Origin of the sequence: Ramlibacter sp. 2FC, from assembly GCF_005503345.1 — a bacterium.
Taxonomy (GTDB): Bacteria; Pseudomonadota; Gammaproteobacteria; order Burkholderiales; family Burkholderiaceae_C; genus SCMQ01.
In genome coordinates this window covers 86,919-104,183 of record NZ_SCMM01000005.1, presented here as the reverse complement: position 1 = coordinate 104,183, position 17,265 = coordinate 86,919, and the positions used below count along the sequence as shown (strand labels likewise).

Here is a 17,265-nt window from a genome sequence, read left to right as displayed (position 1 = left end):
GGGCGTCACATGCTTGCGGCAAGCTGAGGCAAAAACGCGCGCCGAAGTGCCGCGACGAAGAACTGCCAGGGAGGACAGCGGGGCCGCAGGCCCCGCTTTTTTTGCGGCGGCTTCAGCGCTGCGCGACCGGCCTGGGCCACAGCACCCACAGCCTGAGCGGCTGCTTGAGCCGGCCGGCCAGGTCCCCGGCCTCGGCGCCCCAGCCGGCGAAATAGTCGGCACGCAGCGCGCCGACGATGGCGCTGCCGGTGTCCTGCGCCATGACCAGGCGCTGCAGGTTCAGCAGCGGGCCGCTGGAGGCCAGCCAGACCGGCGTGCCGTAGGGGATGCTTTCACGGTCCACCGCGATCGAGCGGCCGGGCGTCAGCGGCACGCCCTGGGCGCCGCGCGGGCCGAAGGCGGCGTCGAGCTCGGACATGGCCTCCTCGCGGAAGAACACCATGCGCGGGTTGCTCCACAGCAGCTCGTTGACGCGCTGCGGGTTCTGCGCGATCCAGGCCTTGATGCCCGGCCAGGAGGCGTCGCGCAGCGCGCCCTGGTCGAGCAGCCAGCGCCCCACGCTCTTGTAGGGCTGATCGTTGGTGGCGGCATAGGCCAGGCGCACCAGGCGCTGGCTGCCGTCGGCCTCGGTCACGCGCAGCCGGCCCGAGCCCTGGATCTGCAGCATCAGGGCGTCGACGGGATCCGCCAAGTAGGCGATCTCGCGGCCGCGCAGCGCGGCGCGCGCCTCGGGCAGGGTCTCGATCTCCTGGCGCGTGTACCAGGGCCGGCGCTGCGCCAGACTGGCCGGCGGCCGGTACAGCGGCACCTGAAAGCCGGGCCGCGGCCCGCGCGAGGCCTCCAGCAGCGGCTCGTAGTAGCCCGTCAGCAGGCCGTCGGCCGACGTGCCCTCGACGGGCTCGACGCGGTAGGGCTGCAGGCGCTGCACCAGCCAGGCGCGCTGCTCGTCGGCGCTCGCAATGCTCAGGCGCCGCACCTCGCCGCACAGCGAAGCGAGTGCAGCCGGGCCGGGCCGCTCGCAACTCTTGACCCAGGCGTTCCAGGCCTCGTGCAGCGCATCGGCCTCGAAGCCCGGCAACTCGGCCCAGCGCACCGGCACCCAGCGGCTCTTGGGCTGCTGCAAGGGTGGCGGCAGCGGCGCCAGCTCGTCAGGCGGCAGCGCGCCGGCCGTGACCCCGCGCTCGCCAGGGGCGGGCGCCGGCGTCAGGGCGCAGCCGGCCAGCGTTCCTACAATCAGCGCCAGGAAAAGCTGCCACAGGAGTCGGTTCATGGTCTTGATTTTGCTCGAAGCGCTGGGCGCCCTGCTGCTGCTGCTGCTGATCGTCTGGTGGACCATGTTCTCCGGGCGCCGCAAGGGCGAGCTGCCGGACGCGCACAAGGGCAAGGACGACGCGGGAACATGAGGCCCCGCCAGGGTCGCAGCGCTAAAGCTCGCGCAGCAGGTTGGCCAGTTCGACGGCGGACTTGACCTCCATCTTGTCGAACACGCGCGCGCGGTGCACCTCCACCGTGCGCACGCTGATGTCGAGCTGGTCGGCGATCAGCTTGTTGGGCAGGCCCTCGACCACCAGGCGCATGACGTCGCGCTCGCGCTCGGTCAGCTCGCCCAGGCGGGCCTGCAGGCCGGCCTTGCGCTGGCGCGCCTCCAGCCGCTGCTGCGAGGCGGCCAGGGCCTGCTCGATGCGGTCGACCAGGGCGTTGTCGGAGAACGGCTTCTCGCAGAAGTCGAAAGCGCCGCGCTTGACCGCGTCGACCGCGGTCGGCACGTCGGCGTGGCCGGACAGGAAGATCACTGGCCAGGCCTCGGCCAGGCCGCGCTCGACCAGCTTGTCGAACAGCGCCAGCCCGCTCTGCCCCGGCATGCGCACGTCCAGCAACAGGCAACCGGCCTGCCTGGGCAGGACCCCGCCGGCCAGGCCGCTCGCCGGGTCGGCCAGCATGCGCTCGAAGGCCTCGGCGCTGTCGTAGACCTCGCTGAGCAGGCGGCGCGAGCGCAGCAGCCAGGCCATGGCCTCGCGCACGCTGGCATCGTCGTCGACGATGAAGACGGTGGCGTTCAGGACGGGCTGCATGGGGGCATTCTAGGCCGCCGGCAGGGTGAAGCGGAACACCGTGCCGCGCGGCTCATTGGCGCGGAAGTCCATGTAGCCGCCATGCTGCTCGACCACGGTGCGGCACAGGCTCAGGCCCAGGCCCATGCCCTCGGCCTTGGTGGTGAAGAAGGGCGTGAACAGCTGCTGCGCGACCTCGTCGGGAATGCCCGAGCCCAGGTCGCTGACCGAGAACTCCAGCCAGCGGTTGCCCTCGGCAGAGGCCGCGCGGCGCACCTGCAGCACCAGCTCGCGCTCGCGCAGCTCGGGCCGGTCCATGGCCTGCATGCCGTTGCGCGCCAGGTTCAGCAGCACCTGCTCGACCATGGTGCGGTCGCACAGCGCGCGCGGCAAGCCGTCCTGCAGGTGCGTGAGCACGCGCACCTGCAGCTTGCGCGCCTGCAGGCTGACCAGGGGCATGATGGCGTCGAGCAGGGCCTGTGGCGGCACGGCCTCGCGCGCCTGGTCGCGCCGGCGCACGAAGTCGTGCACGCTGTTGATGACCCGGCCGGCGCGCTCGGCCTGCTCGGCGATGCGGCGCATGGCCATGCGCAGGTCGGCCATGGGGTCGAAGCCGCTGCCGGGCGCGGCCGGCTGATCGAGCAGGTTCAGCGAGCCCGTGGCATAGCTGGCGATGGCTGCCAGCGGCTGGTTCAGCTCATGGCTCAGCAGAGAGGCCATCTCGCCCACCGTGGCCAGGCGCGCCGTGGCCTGCAGCCGCTCCTGCGAGGCGCGCGAGAGCTCCTCGACGCGGCGCTGCTCGCTGATGTCGAGGAAGGCGCTCATCCAGCCGGTCTGCTCGCCCAGCACGCTGATCAGCGGCGCCTCGATGATCAGCACCGGAAAGCGCGAGCCGTCCTTGCGCATGAACACCGATTCGAAGCCCTCGCGCGGCGGCAGGTGGCCGGTCAGGCGTATGGCCTGGCGCTGCTGGTATTCGTCGGCCATCTCGGGCGGCCAGTAGGGCATGGGCGCGCTGTGGCCCAGCAGTTCCTCGGCGCTGAAGCCCACCATCTGGCAGAAGGCCGGGTTGACGTAGCTGATGCGGCCCTGCAGGTCGCGCGCGCGCAGGCCGGTCACCAGCGAGTCCTCCATGGCCTTGCGAAAGGCCAGCGCGTCGGCCAGGTCGCGCTCTGCCCTCAGGCGCCGGCGCATGTCCTTGCCCAGCAGCAACAGCACCGAGGCCAGCGCGATGGTCATGGCCGTCACCAGCGCCGTGAGCAGGTTGGGGAACAGGTCGGGCGCGCTGCGCCAGCCGTCCATGCGCAGCACCAGGGTGTTGCCCGGCAGGTCCAGCAGCTGCTGCGCCGAGAAGATGCGGCTGCCGCGACGCACCGAGCCGTGCAGCGCCAGGCGGGTGCCGTCGGGCTCGGTGAACGAGACCTCCTGGCGCCGCGTGTACTGCTTGCCGATCAGCTCGACCAGCATCTCCTGCAGCGAGTAGGTGGCGACCACGTAGCCGCTGAGCCGGCCCGCGCTGACCTGGGGCAGGCAGGCCTCCATGACCTCCATTCCGAGGCCGTCGCTCTGCGGCACGAAGTAGCTGCTGGAATAGGCCGGGCCGTTGGCCTTGCGCGCCGTGGCGCAGGCCAGCGCCACCTCGTGCTGGGCCGACGCGCGGCTCATGCGGCCGAACACCGGCTGGCGAAACGGCGTGTCCACATGGGCCAGCTCGGCCAGCTCGGCGTCGCGCCATTCCAGGCGCAGCCATTCGCGGTGCTCGCGCAGCAGCAGCGCCGCCTCGGGCTGCCAGGAGCCGGGCGTCGGGCTGCTGGCCTGCAGGGCCTGCAGGGCCTGGATGTTGCGGGTCAGCGCGCTGCGTATGTCGCTGACCGCGTCGGCGGTGTCGCGCTCGAGCTCGCCCTGCACCTGGCTGGCCTCGTAGCGACCCGCCAGCCAGACCAGGGTGGCCAGCACCAGCACCACCAGCACCACCAGCAGGGCCCACAGCGAACGGCGCCGGTCGGCCGGGGGCAGCCACAGCCGGGAAGTCGGCAGGGCGCGCACCTCGGCCATCACAGCACGCGGTGCGACAGCGCCGGCAGCTGCCGCCGGCAGTCGGCCAGGCGCTGGGCGTCGAGCTCGGCCAGCACCGCGCCGGCGCCCTCGGGCCGCAGCCCCTCTACCCGCCCCCAGGGGTCGACCACCATGCTGTGGCCCCAGGTGCGGCGGCCGTTTTCATGCCGCCCGCCCTGGGCCGGCGCCACCACCCAGGCCAGGTTCTCCACGGCCCTCGCGCGCAGCAGCAGCTCCCAGTGGGCCTGGCCCGTGGTGTAGGTGAAGGCGCTGGGCACCAGCAGCAGGTCGGCGCCCTGGGCCGCATAGGCGCGGTACAGCTCGGGAAAGCGCAGGTCGTAGCAGACGCTCAGGCCCACGCGCCAGACATGGCCGTCGCGCGAGGGCAGCTCGAACAGCGCCGGCGCGCGCCCGGCCTCGAGCACGCGCGCCTCGTCGAACTGCTCGCGCCCGCTGTCGAAGCGGAACAGGTGGATCTTGTCGTAGCGCGCCACGCAGCGCCCGTCGGGCGCGAAGGCCAGCGAGCTGTTGCGCACCTGGTGCGCGCGCCGCCCGGGCTCGTCCACCGACAGCGGCAGGGTGCCGCCGACGATCCACAGGCCCAGCTCGCGCGCGGCCTGCGCCAGCCACCGCTGGATGGTGCCGTCGCCGAAGGGCTCCTGCAGCGCCAGCTTGTCGGTGTCGCGCGCGCCCATCACGCAGAAGTACTCGGGCAGCACGGCGAGCTCGGCGCCGCCCTGCGCGGCCTGCTCGAGCAGGTCGCGCGCGCTGCGCAGGTTGCCCTCGAGCGCGGTGCCCGAGACCATCTGGAGCGCGGCCACCTTCATGGCGGGTTCCCCGGCTTCGTCTCGCCCGCGGGGGGCTTGGGCGCGACCTTGGTCACGCGCGGGTCGGTCCAGGTGCCGTCGATGTGGAACTCCTGGGTGGCGGCCTGGACCAGCGGCCGGCGCAGGAACAGCTGGGCCAGGAAGGTGCCCAGGCCCACGGCCGGGTTGATGGCCGACGCCACCAGCGAGGCCGTGCCGGTGTCGATCTCGGGCACCACGACCACGCGGATGTCCTGGGTCTCGCGCGCGATGTCGGCCCGGCCGTCCATCAGCACCGCGGCGTTGACGCCCTTCATCTGCAGGTTGTTGGTGCTGGCCATGCCCTGGGCGATGCCCACGTCGCCGCGGATGAAGTCGAAGGCGAAGCCATCGCTGAACACGTCGCGGAAGTCCAGCGTGAGGCGGCGCGGCAGCGATTGCAGGCTCAGCACGCCGAGCAGCTTGGCGATGCCCGGATCGGCCTTGAGGAACTGGCCCCGGCCCACGTTGACGTTGAACTGGCCGTTCATGGACGGCACGTTGAGCGACAGCGGCGAGCCGGTCCAGGCGACCTGGCCCTCGAGCCGGCCCTCGCCGCCGCGGATCACGTCCTTCATGCCCAGCCGGCCCAGCAGCCCGCCGGCGTCGGCCAGATCGAGCCGGAAGTTGAGCGTGGTGCGCCGCGCCCCCGGGCGCCCGCCCGCCGCCGCGGCGCCGGCCACCCATTGGCCGGTGGCCGCCAGGCTGGCCTCGGGCAGCGCGAGGTTGAGCTTGTTCAGGCGCCATTCGCTCGCCGCCGCCGCGGCGCCGCGGTTGACGGCCTCGATCTCGACCCGGCCCAGCTTCTTGCCGCGCAGCTCGAAGTCGTCGACCACGATGTCCAGCGCCGGCATGGTCGCGGGCGGCTCGTTGAGCAGGGTCTCGACCTCGCTGGCCGCCGAAGGCGCGATGGTCAGGCGCGCCAGGCGCGCGTAGACGCGGCTGCCGCTGCCGCCCGCGGGCTGGCGGTACTCGACGTAGCCGCTGAGCTCGCTGGCGTCGAGGTTGGCGCGCCACAGCGCGCCCTCGCGCGAGCCGCCGACCACCAGGTTGCGGTAGCGCCGGCCGTCCACGGTGAGCTCGCGCGCGCGCAGCGCCAGCACGGTGGGCAGGTAGGCCTGGGCCGGTCCGGCCAGATCGCTCTGGGCTGCGGCGGCCGGCGCGGCGGCGCCACTCCTCGGCGGGCCGGCCAGGGCCGCCTCCCAGGCGTCGACGTTGAGCTGGGCCAGGTTGACGTTGGCCAGCACGCCCTCGTCGGGCAGGGGCGCGGCCTCGCCCGGCGCCAGGCCGACCGCGATGCTGCCGCGCAGCACGCGCGGCTGCGCGCCGGAGAGCTCGCGCACGTAGACCAGGGACGCGAGCCGCCCCAGTTCCAGCTGCCATTGCTCGCGCGTGGCCGTCGCGCCCGGCGCCACGGAGTCGCGCTGCAGGGCGCTCTCGAAGCGCAGCGGCAAGGCGGTCTCGGCGGACTTGCTCAGCGGCGGCGGCAGCGTCAGCCCCAGGCCCTGCAGGCTGCTGGTCACCGACAGCTCGGGATGGCCGCGGCGGAACGCCAGCGTGGCGCTGTAGGCCGTGCTGCCGCTGGCGTTGTGCGCCAGGCGCGCGATGGCACCGAGTTCGCCGGCCTGGCGCAGGCCCTCGGCCGAGACCGTGCCCTGGGCGCGCAGCAGGACCGAGGCCTCGCCGCTGTTCGCCGGCACGGGACGCGAGCCGCCCTCGAGGCGCATGTCGCCGCCCAGCACGCGGGCCTGGGCGCCGGTGAGCGAAAAGCCGCTCTCGCTGAAAGCCACCACGCCGCGCGCGCGGCCCAGCAGCGGCGTGTCGGGCGTGACTTGCAGGTCGTTGCCGGCCAGCGTGACGCTGCCCTGCACGCGCGACCGGTTCAGGTCCGCCACCGGCAGGTTCAGCCGCAGGCGCAGGGCAGCGTCGCCGCCGGCGCGCGCCTGCGCCAGCGTGCCGCCCATCATGGCGTCGAGCGGCGAGCCCTGCACCACGCCCAGCATCTCGGCCGCCGGGCCGCTGGCCTCGGCCGTCACCTGCACCGCGGTGTCCTGCGCCAAGTTGGGGATCTGGGCCTCGACGCGGGACAGGCGCAGCTTGGGCAGGCCGTCCACGCGCGCGCTGGCGCCATTCACGCGCAGGCTGTTGCGGTCGATCACGAGTTCGCCGGCCAGCTCGGTCAGCGCCGGCCAGGGCTTCTCGCTGGCGCCCTGCAGGCGGCGCGGCACATAGGCCAGGGTCACGCCGCGCAGCTTGCCGGCGAAGCGGAACTCGCCCTGGCGCGCGTCGGCGTAGGGGATGTCGTTGAGGTCGCCGCGCACGCGCACCGCCACGCCGCTGGCCTGGCCCTGCTGCACCGCGTCGCGCACATAGTGGCGCGCGTCCTCGGCGATGCCCAGCGGCAGGTAGCGGTGCACGCGCGCGCCGTTGGCCCGGCTGAAGCTGCCCTGCAGGTCCAGCCGGCCCGGAAAGCGCGAGCGGCTGCTCGACTTGGCGGGGTCGCTGGTCTGCCAGCTGCCGCGGAACTCGCCCTCGGCGTCGGCGTTGGCCAGCTTGATGCTGGCCTGCGGGACCACGATGCGCTCGCCCTCGATCTGCCACTGGGCCTCGGCCTGCAGCCGGTCCAACGGCAGCAGGGGCTCCTCGAACACGCCGGGGAGCTCGAGGGCGCCGCCCGCGATGGCCAGGCGCGCGCGCCCGCCCGACTGGTTGAAGTCGAAGTCTATGGCGCCGCCGCGCAGGCCGGGCACGCCGAGATCGGGGGGACCGCTGTGCCCCGGCGGCGGCGGGGGGGCCGGCCGGGCCGCCAGCGTCAGCTCCGACACGCGGCCACGCGCCTGGTACTTGGACGGCGCGTCCCAGGGGCCCTGCCAGCTGGCCTGCAGGGTTTCGACCAGGCCGGTGGCCGGGTAGGCGCGCAGGGTCTCGCGCGCGGTCTCGCCCAGCGGCAGGCGGTCGGCGACCTGGCGCAGGACTTCGAGGTTCAGCCGGTCGGCGCGCAGCTCGCCCATGGCCGGCAGGCGGCCCTCGGCCGCGGTCTGCGAGACGAACAGGTTGCCGCCCGGCCAGCGCAGGCCGTCGCGGGTCTGGAACTGCAGGCCCTCGGTGTAGAACTGGAAGCCTCCGGCCAGGCGCTTGCCGCCGATGCGGCCCGACAGCGAGCGCAGGGCCAGCGGCTCCAGGCCGGACCCCAGCGTGGCGCTGAGGTCGGCCAGCGCCATGTCGGCCGCGGCGCCGACGAAGGCGCCGTGATCCAGGTCGGCCCACAGCCGCAGCGCGCCATGGCCTTCGGCGACCTCGACGTCCAGGCGCACATGGCGGCGCAGGAGCGACACGTCCACGCGCGCGAAGTCGGCGTAGAACTGGCCGCTCCAGTCGGCAAAGCGGCCCGGGTGACGCGACAGCAAGGGGCGGCGGAACTGGCCCATCAGCAGGAAGCGCTCACCCCAGCCGGACGGCGGCGTGGCGTCCAGGCGCAGCTCATGGCGGCGCGCGCCGTTGCGCAGCACGATGTCCACCTCGCCCAACGCCAGCGGCGGCGCGGCGCGCCCCTCGTCGCTCCAGCGCACGGTGCCGCGGCGCACCACCACTTCCTTCTGCGAGAAGAACCAGTCGACGGCCGGCGAGTCGCGCCCGGCGCCGGCGCCCAGGTCCAGTCCGGCCACCAGGATGCGCCCGTCGGCCAGGCGGCGGATGTCGAGCTCGGGCGCCTCGATGTAGAGCTGGTCGAAGCCCAGGCGCAGCAGCGAGGTCACGCTCAGCGCGGCCTGCAGGCGCGGCAGGCGCAGGGCCTCGCGGCCCTCGCTGTCGAGCAGCGCCACCCCGCGCAGCTCGAAGGAAGGCACCAGGCCGCCCGGGCGCGCCTGCAGCGCGCCTATGCGCACGGGTACGCCCAGGGCCTGGCCGGCCATCATTTCCAGCCGCGGGCGCAGCTCGTCGATTCGCGGCACAATCCAGCCGTGAAACGTTCCCCAGGCTGCGGCCAGCAACAACAGCAAGGCCAGCACCAGCCATGACACACCGCGCATCGCGACCGCAGCGGCTCTCATCAATCGGGGGGGGAACGTCGTCGATTCGTTCATTGGGTGCTTGGATGTGGCAGGAATTATGACCCGCAGCGACTCCGTGGGTTCGCAGCAGAACCATTTGTCGGCCGAGCCCGACGCCGGGGAGTCCGCCTCCCCATCGGCCCATTCCCGCTTCGTCCAGCGCCTGCGTCGCCGCTACGCCGAGCAGTTGCCCCTGCTGCCCGAGGGGCCGCCCACGCGGGACAGCCTGGCCCAGGCCTATGCGACCCTCGCCGCCCAGGGCGCGGACACCGGCGCGGCGCTGCGCATGCTGCGCCAGCTGCTGATGGAGCGCCTGGTGCGCCTGGACTGCGAGCAGCAGGCCCCGCTGGCCGTGATCACGCGCGGCGTCACCGAGCTGGCCGAGTTCGCGCTCGACGTCGCCTGCCGGCAGGCCTTCGCCGAACTCGACGCGCGGCATGGCGTGCCGCTCAAGGCCGACGGCCGGCGCGCCGAGTTCTGGGTCATAGGCATGGGCAAGCTGGGCGCGCGCGAGCTCAACGTGTCGAGCGACATCGACCTGATCTACGTCTACGACGAGGACGGCGAGACCGCCGGCCGGGTGGACGGGCGCGGGCGCATCTCCTGCCACGAGTACTTCACGCGCGCGGTCAAGCTGATCTACGGCCTGATCGGCGACCCCACCGAGCATGGCTTCGTGTTCCGCGTCGACCTGGCGCTGCGGCCCAACGGCAACTCGGGCCCCAGCGTGATCTCGCTCGGCGCGCTGGAGGAATACCTGCAGGTGCAGGGCCGCGAGTGGGAACGCTTCGCCTGGCTCAAGAGCCGCGTGATCGCGCCGCGCAGCGCGATCGAGGGCGGCTCGGCCCAGGCCCTGCGCGGCGTGGTCCTGCCCTTCGTGTTCCGCCGCTACCTCGACTACAACGTGTTCGAGTCGCTGCGCACCCTGCACCGCCAGATCCGCGACCATGCGGCCAAGCGCAGCGCCGGCCGCCCCGAGCGCGCCAACGACGTCAAGCTCTCGCGCGGCGGCATACGCGAGATCGAGTTCACCGTGCAGCTGCTGCAGGTGGTGCGCGGCGGCCAGTTCCCCGAGCTGCGCACCCGGCCCACGCTGGACGCGCTGCAGCGCGTGGCCAAGGCCGGCCTGATGCCCCAGGAGACCGCCGACGCGCTGGCGCGCGCCTACCTGTTCCTGCGCCGCGTCGAGCACCGCATCCAGTACCTGGACGACCAGCAGACCCATGTGCTGCCCACGCGCGACGAGGACCTGCACTGGATCGCCCAGACCCTGGGCTACGCCGGCTGCTGCCCCTTCCTGACCGAGCTCGACGCGCACCGCGAGCTGGTGGCCCAGGAGTTCGACACCCTGCTAGGCGGCGCCGGCGACAAGCCCTGCAAGGGCTGCAATGGCGGCAACGGCAACGGCAACGGCCGGCCGGCCGCGCCCGAGCTGGAGTCGCTGCTCGAGCAGTTGCCCGCGCGCGTGCGCGAACGCCTGGCGGCTTGGCAGAGCCACCCGCGCGTGCAGGCGCTGCGCGAGGAGGCGCGCGGGCGCCTGATGCGGCTGCTGCAACGCACCGCGCAATGGCTGCGCGAGGGCCGCGTGAACGAGGACGCCGCGCTGCGCCTGGCCGACTGGATCGAGCCGTTGCTGCGCCGCGAAAGCTACCTGGCCATGCTGCTGGAGCGCCCGGCCGTGCACGAGCGCCTGCTGCGCCTGCTGGGCGCGGCGCGCTGGCCGGCGCGCTACCTGCTGCAGCACCCGGGCGTGATCGACGAGCTGGCCGGCGAGGCCCTGCTGGCCGAGCGCTTCGTGCCCGAGGACTTCGAGCGCGAGCTAGAGGCGCGCCGCACCGCACTGCGGCGCACCGGCGAGGACGACGAGGAAAGCCTGCTCAACCTGCTGCGCCGCGCCCACCATGCCGAGCTGTTCCGCACGCTGGCGCGCGACCTGGAGGAGCGGCTCACGGTGGAGCAGGTGGCCGACGACCTGAGCGCCCTGGCCGACGCCACGCTGCGCGTGACCGCGCGCTGGTGCTGGGACCGCCTGAAGAACCGGCACCGCGAGACGCCGCAGTTCGCCATCATCGGCTACGGCAAGCTGGGCGGCAAGGAGCTCGGCTACGGCAGCGACCTGGACATCGTGTTCGTCTACGAGGACGCCGACGAGCGGGCGCCCGAGGTCTACGCGGCCTTCGTGCGCAAGCTGATCAACTGGCTCACCGTGAAGACCGGCGAGGGCGACCTGTTCGAGATCGACACGGCGCTGCGCCCCAACGGCAACTCGGGCCTGCTGGTGACGAGCTTCGAGGCCTATGCCAACTACCAGCAGCAGCGCGGCAGCAACACCGCCTGGACCTGGGAGCACCAGGCCATGACGCGGGCGCGCTTCGTGCTCGGTTCTTCATCCCTCCAGACGCGCTTCGACGCCGTGCGCCTGGCCGTGATCAGCGCGCCGCGCGACGCGGCGGCGCTCAAGCAGGAGATCGTCGCCATGCGCGACAAGGTGCGCGCCGCGCATCCGGTGCGCGCGCAGCGCTTCGACGTCAAGCACAGCCCCGGCGCCATGGTCGACGCCGAGTTCGCGGTGCAGTACCTGGTGCTGTCGCAAAGCGCCAGCCATCCGGCGCTGGTCGAGAACGTGGGCAACATCGCGCTGCTGCAGCGCGCCGAGCAGGCCGGGCTGCTGCCCGCCGGCCTGGGCCAGGCCGCCGCCGACGCCTACCGCGAGCTGCGCCGCGTGCAGCACCGCGCGCGGCTCAACGAGGAGCCGACCCAGGTCGACCCGGCGGCGCTGCAGGCCGAGCGCGAGGCCGTGCTGGCGCTGTGGCGCGCGGTGTTCGCTTAGACGTTCAGGATCGACACCGAACGCGTGTTCAGGTAGGCCTCGAGCGCCTCCGGGCCGCCCTCGGAACCGTAGCCCGAATCCTTGAGCCCGCCGAAGGGCATCTCGGGCCAGGGCGCGGCGGGCTGGTTGACCCACAACATGCCGACTTCGAGGTCCTGCGACAGGGCGTGAGCGTTCTTGAGCGAACGCGTGAACGCGTAGCCCGCCAGGCCGTAGGGCAGGCGGTTGGCCTCGGCGATGGCCTCGTCCAGCCGGTTGAAGCTGCGGATGGCGGCCATGGGGCCGAAGGGCTCGTCGTTGAACACCTTGGCGTCCAGCGGCACGTCGGTCAGCACGGTCGGCGCCCAGAAGTTGCCCACCTCGCCGATGCGCTCGCCGCCCGCCACCAGCTTGGCGCCGCGCTGCAGCGCGTCCTGCGTGAACTCGGCCATGGCCGTGACCCGGCGCGGGTTGGCCAGCGGCCCCATCTGCACACCCTCGCCCAGGCCGTCGCCGACCTTGAGGCCCTGGGCATGCCTGGCCAGCGCCGCGGCGAAATCGTCGCGTATGCTTTCGTGGACCAGAAAGCGCGTGGGCGAGATGCACACCTGCCCGGCGTTGCGGAACTTGGCGCCGCCGGCGGCCTTGACCGCCAGCTCGATATCGGCGTCCTCGGCCACGATCACGGGCGCGTGGCCGCCCAGCTCCATGGTCGCGCGCTTCATGTGCTGGCCCGCCAGGGCGGCCAGCTGCTTGCCCACGGGGGTGGAGCCGGTGAAGGTGATCTTGCGGATCACCGGGTGCGGAATCAGGTAGCCCGAAATCTCGGCCGGGTTGCCGTACACCAGGCCGATCACGCCTGGCGGCACGCCGGCGTCGGCAAAGGCCTGGATCAGCGCGGCCGGACCGGCCGGCGTTTCCTCGGGCGCCTTGACGATGATGGAGCAGCCCGTGGTCAGCGCGGCCGAGAGCTTGCGCACGGCCTGGTTGATCGGGAAGTTCCAGGGCGTGAAGGCCGCCACCGGGCCCACCGGGTCCTTCAGCACCAGCTGGCGCGCGGCCAGGTTGCGCGAGGGCACGACGCGGCCGTAGACGCGAAAGCCCTCCTCGGCAAACCACTCGATGATGTCGGCCGCGGACATGGCCTCTATCCTGGCCTCGGCCAGCGGCTTGCCCTGCTCCTGGGTCAGCACGGCCGCGATCTCGCCGGCGCGTTCGCGCATCAGGCCGGCCGCCCGGCGCATGATCTTGCTACGCTCGAACGCGGGCAGCTTGCGCCAGGTCGCGAAGCCCTGCTGGGCAGCGGCCAGCGCGAGGTCCAGGTCGGCCTTGGACGCATGGGCCACGCGGCCGATTTCCTGGCCGGTGGCGGGGTTGAAGACGGGCAGGCTGCGGCCGTCGGCGGCGTCGCGCCACTGGCCGGCGATGAACAGTTGGGTGTTGGGGTAGGTCATGGGGCTCGGTTCCTGGCAAAGTCTGCGAAGCCGGACATTGTCCGGCAATTCGACCCGACGCGCCCAGCCAAGCCCGTCACAGTCCCCGCGGCTCAGGCGCCCTGGTAGGCGTCCGTGGGCGGCAGGGTGGCCGCGATCTCCTTGCGGAAGCGGTTGAGCTCCTGCACGGTCTTGAAGCTGCGCTCCATCAGCAGGCTCAGGTTGTGCAGGATGCGCTCGACCACCTTGCTCTCCCAGCTCGCGTCGAAGTTGATCTGCTGGCTCAGCCACTTCTCCAGCCACTCGGGGTTGGGCAGGCGGCTTTGCACGGTGTCGCGCGGGAAATGGGCCTTGCTCACGTGCAGGTTGGTCGGGTGCAGAGCCTGAGCCGTGCGGCGCGCGCTCGCCATCAGCACGCCGACCTTGACGAAGGCCGACCTGGCCTCGTCGCCGAAGTTGGCGATCGCGCGCTTCATGTAGCGCAGGTAGGCGCCGCCATGGCGCGCCTCGTCCTGCGACAGCGTGGCGTAGATCTGCTTGATGACGGGCTCGGTGTGCCATGCGGCGGCGCAGCGGTACCAGTGGTTGAGGCGGATCTCGCCGCAGAAATGCAGCATCAGGGTTTCCAGCGCCGGCGCGGGGTCGAACTCGAAGCGCACCTCGTGCAGCTCTTGCTCGGTCGGGGCCAGGTCGGGGCGGAAGCGCCGCAGGTACTCCATCAGCACCAGCGAGTGCTTCTGCTCCTCGAAGAACCAGATCGACATGAAGGCCGAGAAGTCGGAATCGTCCCGGTTGTCGCGCAGGAACATCTCGGTGGCCGGCAGCGCCGCCCACTCGGTGATGGCGTTCATCTTGATGGTCTGGGCCTGCTCGTCCGTCAGCAGGCTGGCATCGAATCGGTCCCAGGGGATGTCCTTGTCCATGTCCCAGCGCACGGATTCGAGCTGTTTGAAAAGTTCGGGGTAGAGCATGCAGGTCTTTCGTAGCTGCCTCGATTTTAGGCAAAGCCTGTGACAACTCACAGTTCGTTACCCGCCATGCCCGGAACTTTGGGGCCGGAGCGACTATCTTTCACATAGCGAGGAGTGATTCATTCGCGTGTTTTCCTGTCGCGAAGCCTGTCGGGCCACGTGCCCGGCTGCTCCCCTGCAGCGTTTCTCCTCCTCCCTCCTCTGTTCGCTGCGGGCCGCTTCGCGACACTTTGTCTTCCAGCCGCCGGGACCAGAGGGTGCGTCCCGGCGCCCCGGAACGCGGGCAGGCGCTCAGGAGGGCTGCGTGTCGGCGAAGCTCGCGCGCTGCATCAGCTTGTCCTGCAGGCGCTGCAGGTTGGGGTGTTCGGCGCGCCAGTCGATCTGCGGAAAACGAAAGTCCAGGTAAGCGAGCGCGCAGCCCACGGCGATGTCCGACAGGCTCAGGTGGATGCCGCTGCAAAACGGCTTGTCCGCGAGGCCGCGCCCCATGGCCTTGAGGCCGCCCTGGATCTTGGCCATCTGGCGCTCTATCCAGGCATCGCTGCGCTCGCCGTCGGCACGACCCGGCCAGGTGGCTTCCAGGCGCGCCAGGATGGCGGCGTCGAGCACGCCGTCGGCCAGCGCCTCCCAGGTCTTGACTTCGGCGCGCTCGCGGCCCTGGCCCGGAATCAGCTTGCCCACCGGCGACAGCGTGTCCAGGTACTCGACGATGACGCGCGAGTCGAACACCGCCTCGCCGCCTTCCATCACCAGGCAGGGCACCTTGCCCAGGGGATTGGCCTCGGAAATCCGCGTGTCGGAAGACCAGACGTCCTCGGCGACGAACTGGTAGTCGAGCTTCTTCTCGGCCATGACGATGCGCACCTTGCGCACGTACGGGCTGGTCACGGCTCCGAGCAGTTTCATGGGCTCCCTCTGGGACATGGTGAAAAAAGTCACGAATTGATGCTTTGATTCTAGGGTAAGGCTCCAGGGAGAGTCCGGCGCCGGGCTGGCCACTTGGCGCCCACGGGGTCGCCCTACAATTCGAGGATGACCTTCTCGACCATCTCCGCCCTGTCCCCGCTCGACGGACGCTACGCCGCCAAACTCGCCACCCTGCGCCCGTTCATGAGCGAGCAGGGCTACATGCACCGCCGCGTGCAGGTGGAGATTGCCTGGTTCATCGCACTCAGTGATGCGGGCTTTGACGAATTCAAGCCGCTCACGCCAGGAGCACGTACTTACTTACTGGGCCTGGTCAAGAATTTCTCCGAAGCCGACGGCGCGGCCATCAAGGAGATCGAGAAGACCACCAACCACGACGTCAAGGCCGTGGAATACTGGATCAAGTCCAAGTTCGAGGCCCGGCCCGAGCTCGAGCATGCCGCCGAGTTCGTGCACTTCGCCTGCACCAGCGAGGACATCAACAACACCAGCCACGCGCTGCAGCTCAAGGCTGGGCGCGAGCAGGTGCTGCTGCCGGCGCTGGACCAGATCATCGCCAAGCTGCGCGAGATGGCCCATGCCCATGCCGCCGTGCCCATGCTCAGCCGCACCCACGGCCAGACCGCCAGCCCGACCACGGTCGGCAAGGAGCTGGCCAACGTGGTGGTGCGACTGGCGGCAGCGCGCTCCGCAATAGCCGGCGTCAAGCTGCTGGGCAAGATGAACGGCGCGGTGGGCAACTACAACGCCCACCTCTCGGCCTGGCCCGAGTTCGACTGGGAGGCCTTCAGCAAGAAGGTCATCGAGACACCCGAGCCCTTGGGCCTGGGCCTGAGCTTCCAGCCCTACAGCATCCAGATCGAGCCGCACGACTACATGGCCGAGCTGTTCGACGCCGTGGCGCGCGCCAACACCATCCTGGTCGACCTGTCGCGCGATGTCTGGGGCTATGTCAGCCTGGGCTACTTCAAGCAGCGCCTGAAGGCCGGCGAGATCGGCTCCTCGACCATGCCGCACAAGGTCAACCCGATCGACTTCGAGAACGCCGAGGGCAACCTGGGCCTGGCCAACGCCCTGCTGCGCCACTTGGCCGAGAAGCTGCCGGTCTCGCGCTGGCAGCGCGACCTGACCGACTCCACGGTGCTGCGCAACATGGGCGTGGCCCTGGGCTACGCGGTGCTGGCCTACGCGTCGCTGATGACCGGTCTGAACAAGCTCGAGCTCAACGAGGAGGCCCTGGCGGCCGACCTCGACGCGGCCTGGGAAGTGCTGGCCGAGCCGATCCAGACCGTGATGCGCCGCTTCGGCGTGGCCGGGGCCTACGAGAAGCTCAAGGAGGTCACGCGCGGCAAGACCGTCACGGCCGAGGCGCTGCACCAGCTGATCCGCTCGCTCGAGATTCCCCAGGCCGAGAAGGACCGCCTGCTGGCCCTGACCCCGGCCAGCTACCTGGGCAAGGCCGCCGAGCTGGCGCGCCGCGCCTGACCCGGGCCCGCCCGGCCGCCCCGCACCGCCCCGAGGCGCGGCGGCCATCCTCGACACCTCCACCAGCAGCTGCGGCATGGCCCTCAAATCCACCATCTTCAAGGCCAGCCTGGCCATCGCCGACATAGACCACGGCTACTACGCCGACCACGCGCTGACCCTGGCCCGGCATCCGAGCGAGACCGACGAGCGCATGATGGTGCGCCTGCTGGCGCTGGCGCTCCACGCCCACCAGCTGCAGACCGTCTGCCAGGGCGACGGCCAGCTGGCCTTCGGCGCCGGCCTGTCCGATCCCGAGGACCCCGACCTCTACCTGCGCGACTTCACGGGCCGCACGCGCCTGTGGGTCGAGGTCGGCCAGCCCGAGGACAAGCCGCTGGCCAAGGCCTGCCAGAAGGCCGACCTGGTCATCGTCTACGCCTTCCACCACGCGGCCGAGGTCTGGTGGCGCGGCATCGCGGGCAAGCTGGCGAAGCTGGACAAGCTGCAGGTCTGGCGCGTGCCCAGCGAGGCCGCCCAGGCGCTGGCCAGGCTGGCCGAGCGCAGCATGCAGCTGCAGGCCACGGTGCAGGAGGGCACGCTGACGCTCGGCAACGCGCGCGACAGCGTGCACCTGGAGCTCCAGCGCTGGAAGTGAATT

The 17,265-nt window shown here is 71.7% G+C and carries 12 protein-coding genes; 4 read left to right on the top strand and 8 right to left on the bottom strand.

Annotated elements, in window-relative coordinates; all coding sequences use genetic code 11:
* Positions 1-112: 112 nt before the first annotated feature.
* On the bottom strand, positions 113-1,270 hold the full coding sequence (gene mltA, locus FFS10_RS04095) for a murein transglycosylase A (protein WP_249931162.1): 1,158 nt from the start codon (positions 1,268-1,270) through the stop codon (positions 113-115).
* On the opposite strand from mltA, the gene FFS10_RS23640 reads away from it, so the two are divergent.
* The gene (locus FFS10_RS23640) at positions 1,269-1,403 is read left to right on the top strand and encodes a hypothetical protein (RefSeq protein WP_283957573.1); all 135 of its coding nucleotides are present in this window, start codon (positions 1,269-1,271) and stop codon (positions 1,401-1,403) included. The two genes, mltA and FFS10_RS23640, sit on opposite strands and share 2 nt — an antisense overlap.
* A 21-nt stretch (positions 1,404-1,424) precedes the next feature.
* On the opposite strand, the gene FFS10_RS04090 is transcribed toward FFS10_RS23640, so the two are convergent.
* The 4 genes from FFS10_RS04090 to FFS10_RS04075 are packed head-to-tail and all read right to left on the bottom strand — an operon-like array spanning position 1,425 to position 8,958.
* Positions 1,425-2,072, bottom strand: a complete 648-nt coding sequence (locus tag FFS10_RS04090) for a response regulator transcription factor (protein WP_137891745.1) — start codon at positions 2,070-2,072, stop codon at positions 1,425-1,427.
* A gap of 9 nt (positions 2,073-2,081) precedes the next feature.
* A complete protein-coding gene (locus tag FFS10_RS04085; protein WP_137891743.1) occupies positions 2,082-4,106 on the bottom strand; it encodes a two-component system sensor histidine kinase NtrB in 2,025 nt (674 codons plus the stop codon).
* On the bottom strand, positions 4,106-4,933 hold the full coding sequence (locus tag FFS10_RS04080) for a carbon-nitrogen hydrolase family protein (protein WP_137891741.1): 828 nt from the start codon (positions 4,931-4,933) through the stop codon (positions 4,106-4,108). The genes FFS10_RS04085 and FFS10_RS04080 overlap by 1 nt, the downstream gene beginning before the upstream one ends.
* Complete coding sequence (locus FFS10_RS04075; RefSeq protein WP_249931164.1) at positions 4,930-8,958, bottom strand: YhdP family protein; 4,029 nt, start codon at positions 8,956-8,958, stop codon at positions 4,930-4,932. Before FFS10_RS04075 ends, FFS10_RS04080 begins: the two co-directional genes overlap by 4 nt.
* Before the next feature lie 100 nt (positions 8,959-9,058).
* Between FFS10_RS04075 and glnE the strand changes: the two genes are divergently transcribed.
* A complete protein-coding gene (gene glnE, locus FFS10_RS04070) occupies positions 9,059-11,830 on the top strand; it encodes a bifunctional [glutamate--ammonia ligase]-adenylyl-L-tyrosine phosphorylase/[glutamate--ammonia-ligase] adenylyltransferase (RefSeq protein ID WP_137891736.1) in 2,772 nt (923 codons plus the stop codon).
* Here glnE and FFS10_RS04065 read toward each other — a convergent pair.
* The 3 genes from FFS10_RS04065 to FFS10_RS04055 all read right to left on the bottom strand — a co-directional run bounded on the left by FFS10_RS04065 (position 11,827) and on the right by FFS10_RS04055 (position 15,119).
* Positions 11,827-13,263 (bottom strand): NAD-dependent succinate-semialdehyde dehydrogenase, encoded by a 1,437-nt coding sequence (locus tag FFS10_RS04065; RefSeq protein ID WP_137891734.1) that lies wholly within the window; start codon positions 13,261-13,263, stop codon positions 11,827-11,829. The two genes, glnE and FFS10_RS04065, sit on opposite strands and share 4 nt — an antisense overlap.
* 92 nt (positions 13,264-13,355) lie before the next feature.
* Positions 13,356-14,213: a ferritin family protein gene (locus FFS10_RS04060; RefSeq protein WP_137891732.1), complete on the bottom strand. Its 858-nt coding sequence runs from the start codon at positions 14,211-14,213 to the stop codon at positions 13,356-13,358.
* Positions 14,214-14,504: 291 nt separating this feature from the next.
* Entirely contained in the window at positions 14,505-15,119 is a 615-nt protein-coding gene (locus FFS10_RS04055; protein ID WP_137891730.1) for a glutathione S-transferase N-terminal domain-containing protein, read from the bottom strand.
* A gap of 126 nt (positions 15,120-15,245) precedes the next feature.
* On the opposite strand from FFS10_RS04055, the gene purB reads away from it, so the two are divergent.
* Entirely contained in the window at positions 15,246-16,625 is a 1,380-nt protein-coding gene (purB, locus tag FFS10_RS04050) for an adenylosuccinate lyase (RefSeq protein WP_137891727.1), read from the top strand.
* A gap of 76 nt (positions 16,626-16,701) precedes the next feature.
* Entirely contained in the window at positions 16,702-17,262 is a 561-nt protein-coding gene (locus tag FFS10_RS04045; RefSeq protein WP_137891725.1) for a YaeQ family protein, read from the top strand.
* Positions 17,263-17,265 lie beyond the last annotated feature (3 nt).